General features: G+C 54.7%; 8 protein-coding genes. 1 reads left to right on the forward strand and 7 read right to left on the reverse strand.

The annotated features are described in order from the left end of the window. Nucleotides 1–155: 155 nt before the first annotated feature. Entirely contained in the window at nucleotides 156–875 is a 720-nt protein-coding gene (locus DRV84_RS14715; RefSeq protein ID WP_115982041.1) for a tetratricopeptide repeat protein, read from the reverse strand. Continuing rightward, entirely contained in the window at nucleotides 872–4,000 is a 3,129-nt protein-coding gene (locus tag DRV84_RS15500) for a hypothetical protein (RefSeq protein ID WP_147298881.1), read from the reverse strand. Before DRV84_RS15500 ends, DRV84_RS14715 begins: the two co-directional genes overlap by 4 nt. A 463-nt stretch (nucleotides 4,001–4,463) precedes the next feature. Here DRV84_RS15500 and DRV84_RS14730 point away from each other — a divergent pair, with 463 nt between their 5' ends. Next, on the forward strand, nucleotides 4,464–5,045 hold the full coding sequence (locus tag DRV84_RS14730) for a tetratricopeptide repeat protein (RefSeq protein ID WP_158547822.1): 582 nt from the start codon (nucleotides 4,464–4,466) through the stop codon (nucleotides 5,043–5,045). Nucleotides 5,046–5,100: 55 nt separating this feature from the next. Here DRV84_RS14730 and DRV84_RS15680 read toward each other — a convergent pair whose 3' ends face one another. From DRV84_RS15680 to DRV84_RS15690, 5 genes are all read right to left on the reverse strand, one after another. Further along, a complete protein-coding gene (locus DRV84_RS15680; RefSeq protein WP_158547823.1) occupies nucleotides 5,101–5,250 on the reverse strand; it encodes a hypothetical protein in 150 nt (49 codons plus the stop codon). Nucleotides 5,251–5,300: 50 nt separating this feature from the next. After that, the gene (locus tag DRV84_RS15505; protein WP_147298882.1) at nucleotides 5,301–5,678 is read right to left on the reverse strand and encodes a hypothetical protein; all 378 of its coding nucleotides are present in this window, start codon (nucleotides 5,676–5,678) and stop codon (nucleotides 5,301–5,303) included. Between the two features lie 216 nt (nucleotides 5,679–5,894). Next, nucleotides 5,895–6,092: a helix-turn-helix domain-containing protein gene (locus tag DRV84_RS16275; RefSeq protein WP_158547824.1), complete on the reverse strand. Its 198-nt coding sequence runs from the start codon at nucleotides 6,090–6,092 to the stop codon at nucleotides 5,895–5,897. 13 nt (nucleotides 6,093–6,105) lie between these two features. Continuing rightward, nucleotides 6,106–6,573: a hypothetical protein gene (locus DRV84_RS15510; protein ID WP_147298883.1), complete on the reverse strand. Its 468-nt coding sequence runs from the start codon at nucleotides 6,571–6,573 to the stop codon at nucleotides 6,106–6,108. 40 nt (nucleotides 6,574–6,613) lie between these two features. Then, nucleotides 6,614–6,775, reverse strand: coding sequence for a hypothetical protein (locus tag DRV84_RS15690; RefSeq protein WP_158547825.1), 162 nt, complete (start codon nucleotides 6,773–6,775; stop codon nucleotides 6,614–6,616). Nucleotides 6,776–7,449: the final 674 nt, after the last annotated feature.

A 7,449-nucleotide genomic window follows, 5' to 3' on the forward strand; every position in this document is an offset into this window, starting at 1 on the left:
GAGTCGCGTTTCGCTACCCCCTTTGCATTTCTTTACCGCATGGCGCCAGTTTCCCGCTATTCCAGTGTCTCTGCCATGTCTTCCGCTGGCTTAGGAGACGCTTTTTGGGCTGACCGTTGTGTAACAAAAGTTATTTCAAGAATAAGCCCAGACTTTCACCAGCCGCAATCTCGATATTTTGTCAGCATGCATCTCTCTGCTACTCTTACCGCATCAATTTTGGCTTGTACACTGATCCTGTCTTCGTTCTTTTTCTTGCTGTACTTGGCCATTGCCGCCCCATTTTTCTCAGCAATTATCGCCCACATATAAGCGAGTTCAGCCGATCTTTGCACACCTTGACCCCAATCGAACATGATCGACAAATACCATTGCGCTCTTGCGTGGCCTTGTTCTGCCGCAGCGTGATACCAGCGGAATGCGGCGGCATAATCTTTGCGTACACCCCGCGCTTCGTCGTACATCGTGCCGATCTCAAACATCGCATGCGCGTCGCCTTGCTTAGCCGCCTCTCGGAGCCAATACATTGCATTATTGTATGATTGATCTACACCAGATCCTGCCTCAAAATATGAGGCCAAATCACGTTGAGAACCAGCATGGCCGCGAGAAGCCGCGAAGTGCGAAATTTCAGCCGCTTTCTTTTCATCTTTCTTAACACCATATCCAAGATAGTACATCCTTGAAAGCCGCCAAGCTGCATCCAAGTCGCCCTCGGATGCTAGCTCCGAGCACTGCTCGAACGCTTTGTCATACATTCCGTTATTAAATCTAAGCGCGCACTTGCTGGGAGACGAGTCCGCGAAGCTGTGGCCCGGAATGGCCAGATAGAAAATTAAAGAAATAAAGATAAGCTTGCGGTAAATTGTTTTCATTGGTCACTTCCTTGCACATTTCCTGTCGCCCTTATATGGCAAACCTCAACGCTCCCCCATCCGCTCCCTTCTATCTGCTCGTCCCCCCGCTCCAGCAGCTCCAGCCAGTCTTTGACCGGCAGCTTACCGACTGAGATCAAAACTTCAGGTGCGTCGCCTTGGCGTTCCCCCCGCTGGCCGGGCACTATGAACAGATGCTTATGGTGCGTCGTCCTGCCAGCATTCTTGGCCTCGAACTCGACCGCGAAGAGGCTGAACCGACGCAGGTCCGGTAACGCCTTCAAGTTATCTAGCTGACTGACTCTACTCCGCTGTAGAAGTTTCTTAGCTTGCTCTTCCGACGTCACCAAATCTGGCCGCATCTTCATCAAGCCCACGGGCGTCAGTGGCACGTGGCCCTTTCTCAGGAGTTCCATCTCCAGCCGATCCGGCATCAAGTTATCAAAGGCCAGAAGCCGGTCTACAGACACTTCGACGGGCAGGTTAGAGAGCAAAAACAGGCGCTTACGGTAAGGGCTATGGACCAAGCGAAGCCGCCCTAAAGCCTGCATGGTTTCCGCCTCTCTTATCTGGGCGTGGATCGCCTCGATGCGGGGATCAGAGAAGCAAGGCACGTAGACTCCGGACTGGGGGCGAGGGTTGAGGTCAGACTGCGTATAGCCGCGCAGCTCAGCGGGCAACCGCACGTGCGGATTCACTCCACCCTCTTCCAAGACACCCAAATCATGCTGAAGCAGTTCAGGGTCGTCCCAGAACATGGCACGGGCCTTGTAGTCCACCGAACTCGGCCGGGGCATATTCCGACCCGCGAGAAAAATAACGCTGCAGTCCTCCGCCGCGTTACTGCCGCGCAGAGCCGAAAAGTGCATGATTTCTACGTCAGCATGAAGGCTCGGCTCAGACCGGAGCCTCTGCTCCAAGTCTTTACTGCCGACGATCAAGGGACGTTCGCCGAAGTCAGCCCACGCATTGGCGACGTCGATCAACTTACCGATTGGCGCTGTCTTGCCAACCCAGTACGACTTGCTGCCTGTGCGGTCGTAGACCTGACTGACAAAGGCACGCTGCCGGACATCGATAGTTTCGACTTTCAATGGCCCGAGGACCTTCTCGAGCAGCATCGGATCAGCCGTCGCATCGAGGCAGAGAATAGCCGTGGTCTCGGGCAGATCGAGATCCAGCATATAGCAAAGTCGTACGGCATCGTCGCCATGGCTATAGACCAGCCTTTCGACATGGTCGCGGGCGGGCGCTAGAGCCAGCTCGTCGCGCAGAATGTCGATCAGGCGCCGAAGTCGATAGTAGAGGCCGGGTTGGCCACGCACTGCTGGTTCGCTTGTCTGAGACGCATCGAAGTCATGCTCGGGCCGGAGCCCCTCGACATCGATGGCGTTCAAGTCGCCCGCGTTGACCCCGCTTTCTCGCAGCCGCTTTAGAACAGGCTCACCGTCTTCGAGAGCCTCGACGATATGGCGACCAAGTTTTGGATGATCGGGAGATTTTATGTACTGACGAACCTCTGCACGACGCACGAGCTGGTCGTCCGACACCATTTGCTCGACGAAAGCTTCATCGATAATCACCAGATCAGGATCTGCCTGAATTGGGTTCCGCGGCAGGCCCAGATAGCTGTGGACGCCAATGCGTACAACATTCGCACACGTTTCCGGCGCCTCCCAAATCTGCGGGTTCGCAAACTGCTTGATGTAGCGACAACCGTCGTAGTGAACGCACCGATCGCCGTTGTCAGACCGACACGCATAGCGGAAGACGCCAAGGCCAGCCTGCTCAAGGCGCCGAACATACTGGGGGCGCTCGCACAGTCCCTCGACGTCATCACCGCGTGGCGTTCGTGGTTTTACGTGGATTAGCTGTGCTCGCAGACCACCGAGCGCCTCAATGTCGCGGATATACTGATGAGCCAGCGCGTGTTGGGGAACGTAGATTTCGACACGCTTCCCAACATGCCGATTCAAGAAAGCCTGCAGGTACTTGATCGTTTGCCGGGTTTTCCCGGCGCCCATTGTAATTCGCACTACCTGCCGCGGCCCGTCGTCCACATTCGCAAAGAAGCGCGCCAGAGTCCCCTCCAAACGGGCGGCGGCTTCATCACGGTTTACCGGCTTCAAGTCATGGTACGGGCGGGGCGCGGGCAGCAGCATGATCCCGTCGTCCTTGGCCTTGAAGCTGTAAATACCGTCACGCAGTTCGGCATAGCGTCGAGCGGCTTCTTTATGCGCGTCGTCATGGGTCCACCGGCCATCCGTGAGATCCGCCTCAGCAGAGAACTTTTCCCAAGTCAGTTGAGCAATGTCTTCAGCAGTTGGCAGTGCCGCTTTGCTGTTCAGCCCCCGAACCAGCTCGGCCGCAGCCTCATTGCTGCAAAGGAATAAGAATCGCTCACGGCCATCGATCACTCGCCCTGTCTGTTTGTCCCGGACCACGGCTTGGGGCGCTCCACCGCCTTTACGACCGCCACTGTGGATAGCTCGTGGTCTATGGGCGGCCCGAATGGCAAGATCGTCCGGAACCGATACCACGCTGTTGGTCCCGTCCGGCTGATATAACCCCACACGCGTTTCAATTGGGTCCGCTAGCTTCCCATCGATAATGGGATTGGCCGTGAAGTGCGGGTGAACTGGGTTGTAGAGGCTCAAATCAACTGGCGCGCCTTGTAGCCAAGCCTTGGCTTCGAGATCGGAGACAGGTCGACTGACCCAGAACCATAAGTGCAGCCTAATCTGATCCCGCTTGAACCCCATGCTGCCGGACCACTGATAGACGCCGGCTGCATTTTGAAACTGGCGTGGCAGCTGAGATACTGCGTGCGCTACGACCTGATCTGCATGCGTATTTACGTCCGCCCACTCAGGAGGGAGCGGCAGTTCATCGATGTCGATCATCAGCCAACGACGTGATACTCTCTCGAAGTGAGCCGGCTGATCCCCCTTCGCCTTCGAGCGCCGCCTCACACCGGAAGACGGACTTCCGTCTATAAGCTGACCACGGATGACCAGCGTGTTCGGCGCATGTTGAAGCTCGTGGATGTGCCGGTAGATGTCACTCAAGCCATCCACCGCGCGCGTCTCAACATCGTAGTATGTGCTGAACTCCGCGCCCTCCATCTGTACCCCGGCGCCTTCGGCTTGTCGGGCAACCTTGCAGGCTCGTGTAGCGCCGTGGAGCAACGTCAGTCGGTCTGAGGTCATGGCCGGCCGCTAGACGCGCGGCGGTCACGCTGCAAGGCGCCTGCGTCGCGCGCGATGTCCGCGCCATCACGTTCCAACTGGCCGAAGAGGCCGTCCCATGGTGCACGGGATCCCTACCGCGATCAACCGATTGTGGGCGCCGCCGTCATCCGCATGACCGCGAGCTTGACCCACACTGAACAAAACCGGCAGGACAGATCTGTCCGCTGCCCCGGAAAACCCGGTGGTTGCCGCAGGATGACGCCGGTTGACGGCCTGATCCGCTCACATCGGCGTCCCCGCACGGCAGTCGCGGCGATCATTAGCACCGAACGCTTGACTCGCAGGCCGGCTCAACCCATTCTTAAACGGACGTCCACATAGGAAATTTCAGAGAAAGGTGGTTCTGCACTCTTCAGCCAGTAAAGCTGAGAATGAAATGTATAAAAAGGCTGTGGAACTATATGAGTTTGGCAGTTCTGACAGCAGCTTTGTCCATGCATTTAATTTGCTCAAGCCACTTGCTGAAAAGGGGTGGTCAAATGCTCAGGTTCTCCTCGCCTATCTGTATAAGTGTGGGAAAGGGGTAGAGCTGAGCTGCGAGAAATCAGAATACTGGTATAAGCAAGCTGCAGCACAGGGTAATCAAGCTGCGTGTCACAATCTTGCGATACACTACGGCACAGATATGAGTGAGGTCGAGAAGGCGTATTGGGCGCTGAAAGCGGCGCGTTTAGGGTCTGAACCTATGCAAAGAACAACCGCTTTGAACTATTACTTGGGGTGGGGGATTCCTCAAAATTACTTGTATGCCCATGCGTGGTTCAATGTTGCACGTGCGAACGGAGAGGAAGTGCAAGAATACTTGGATAAACTTGAGGAGTTTCTACCAACTGAAGAAATTTGCAAGTCGCAGGAAATGGCAAGGCAGCTTTTCGAAGAAATTCATTTAGAAAGATTTGATTCAAGCATTCAGAAGTAGCGGTTAGCGTGATTAAGCCATATTTCGCGGCTTGTGTGGGCTAGTTTGTTTTCGGTCACTCGATGATTGCCCCAGATATTGTCCGGCAGGGTAATGCTTGCAGGTTGCTGAGATTACCCGCGAGCAGGTAGGCCATGAGGATGAGGTTGCGTGGCTTGCGATAGCCTTGGGCGCGCGCAAACGAGCCTCTGAGATCCGGCAGCATCGGGCGGTTCAGTTGATGTGGTGGTGGAAATAATTGAAAGGCAAATGTTATTACTGGTCTTGCCGTTTTCCAAAGCCGACACATAAGAAGAATACTTCGTCTTTCCCATTCCAGTTTAATACCAATCGGTCTTGCGTGTTGGTTGCAACCTGATAGCTGTTTTTTTCGTCAGTTAAGAGTATGAGAAAGGCGAGCAGCTCAGACTCGCACCGTGACATATCATCAAAAGAGATGGGGATGGCAGGTTCAACAACGGCAAGAGAATTTTGATCATAACTTAGCTTAATAATAGTATAGACTTTTGTGCCAAAAAGTCTGTCCATTTCATCTTGGGTGAGCTTGGAAGCTTTTGAATTTCCCTCCTCTGCAATAGCTGCGCCACCCCAGAAAAAAACGAAAAGGCCAAGATTGACGAAAAAATTCTTCATCGTTCTTCCCCTGAACAAGCGTTCACACAGACGCCTACTCTGCGCCTCCTCTAGAAGGTCGCACATGCCCCCCTTCGCAGCCAGCTCTCGTTCCAGCTGCTCCCGAAGGCTCTCTGGTTCTTTCACTGCCGCTGCCAGTCTAACTTATAGCACCTGAGTGTCATTTTTCGTTGCGGTGTAAGTTGTAGCTTTCCGTCGGTCACCTCGACGCGCGATCTAGCGGATTAGCTCCTCCGGCTCGACCCGGTGGCGGCCGCGATTGTTCTTCTTAGACCGTAGTTTGCCTGCCTTCACCGCAGACATCATCGTCGTTCGACTGACGCCCGCGATGTCAGCGGCCTTCTGTGGGCTATACATGTCGCCTCGACTGACGCTCTCAGTGAAAGCTACACCACCAGAGGTGTCGCTGTCCATGAAGGTGCCTGTCTCAGCTGTCAGTCAGTGGGAAGCAACTGGCTGGATCTAGTGCCCCGCAGATCACGAAAGCTGCGAAAAAGAACGACAAATATCCGATAACCCAAACAACAGTGAAGGCTACTATAGAGTATACGATCATCATATAGACAGATGCTACAACGACTCCAATGAATTCAAGAAGTGGCGCCAACCACGAGAAGCGCATGAGTGGTCGGAATAGAAACTGTACTGCGTGAATTGGAAGATTAATGATCTTCACGACTTGGGTGAAGACCCACACAGTGGGAACCAGTAAAACCTTCACGGTGTACGAGAATACCCCATAAGACGCTTTGGCTAAGGTAGAGGGTATCCAACCGGATGCCGTGGCTATGGCTGCTCTAGGACCTTCGGTCCCTGCAACGATAGCGGCGAGCAGGATGACTGCCAGTAGAAGCAATAAGGCGATGAGCGCGAGGAGAGTCTCGGTGACCGTCATCTATAAGCACCTTAGAATATATGTAATCTGGAGTGCGTAGTCAGGCTGCAGCAACAAGAAAGAGGAAAAAAGCTAGTACAGCTCCAATGATCAGGCCCAAAGCCGCCAACCAAAGTATCAGGCCAATTAAGGCAAAAAGCAGCTCTCTAGCGGGTTCATAGGTTAGTACGAGGATCAATACTAAAATCGTCAGAATAAACATGCGCACCCTATACTTGTCGGAAAACATAGTTGTAGTGTCCATGAAGGTGTCTGTCTCTGTTTCTTCTTCCCGTCTTCCCACCTTATATCGAGGATCTCCTCAACGAGAGTATCCACAACCTCGTAGAACCGAGCATAGCGCTCATCTCTCCAGTCTACCCTGTTAACCAAACCACCACGTCCCGTCTTCCAGTCCATCTCTTCTCTTTATTCCCTCTTCATCCTTCTCTCGTCAGTCCGGGGCCTTGGGGGCCCCGTCCTTCCTCCTCCGTACTAGTAGGAGATAGAAGCCTCTGCCGCTCAGGCCGACTGGGAGCTGACCCCTCTCTCGTCCCGATCCCGCCAGCCCTTCGAAGCCCGGACACCGCATATTCGACGAAGGCCACGAAGTTCGGGGCTTAAAGCCGTCAGTCCGCAGCCAGCGCCGGCAAGACACGGGATCCGATACTGCCACGCCACCCCGGGGCCTGCAAACCCCGCGGGAAAGCCTCTCAGGAAGCCGTGAGACGGCCATTTAGCGGGCATTGGCTGACGTCATGGGGCTACCCCCTAGAAGCCTGCAACCCCCGCCAAATCGCGGGTAATCGCGTGTGAGCCGTAGGCCGTCGGTGATGAAGTATGCCAGCCAGTAAGGCTGTGAGGACTCACTGCAAAGGGGGTAGCGAAACGCGACTC

The organism is Rhodosalinus sediminis, from assembly GCF_003385555.1.
Lineage (GTDB): Bacteria > Pseudomonadota > Alphaproteobacteria > Rhodobacterales > Rhodobacteraceae > Rhodosalinus > Rhodosalinus sediminis.

What these genes read in the sequence shown, in the direction of transcription:
- DRV84_RS16275 (WP_158547824.1), bottom strand. Translation starts at nt 6,092, where the DNA reads ATGGACAGCGACACCTCTGGTGGTGTAGCTTTCACTGAGAGCGTCAGT.
- DRV84_RS14715 (WP_115982041.1), bottom strand. Translation starts at nt 875, where the DNA reads ATGAAAACAATTTACCGCAAGCTTATCTTTATTTCTTTAATTTTCTAT.
- DRV84_RS15505 (WP_147298882.1), bottom strand. Translation starts at nt 5,678, where the DNA reads ATGAAGAATTTTTTCGTCAATCTTGGCCTTTTCGTTTTTTTCTGGGGT.
- DRV84_RS15500 (WP_147298881.1), bottom strand. Translation starts at nt 4,000, where the DNA reads ATGGAGGGCGCGGAGTTCAGCACATACTACGATGTTGAGACGCGCGCG.
- DRV84_RS15510 (WP_147298883.1), bottom strand. Translation starts at nt 6,573, where the DNA reads ATGACGGTCACCGAGACTCTCCTCGCGCTCATCGCCTTATTGCTTCTA.
- DRV84_RS15680 (WP_158547823.1), bottom strand. Translation starts at nt 5,250, where the DNA reads ATGCTGCCGGATCTCAGAGGCTCGTTTGCGCGCGCCCAAGGCTATCGC.
- DRV84_RS15690 (WP_158547825.1), bottom strand. Translation starts at nt 6,775, where the DNA reads ATGTTTATTCTGACGATTTTAGTATTGATCCTCGTACTAACCTATGAA.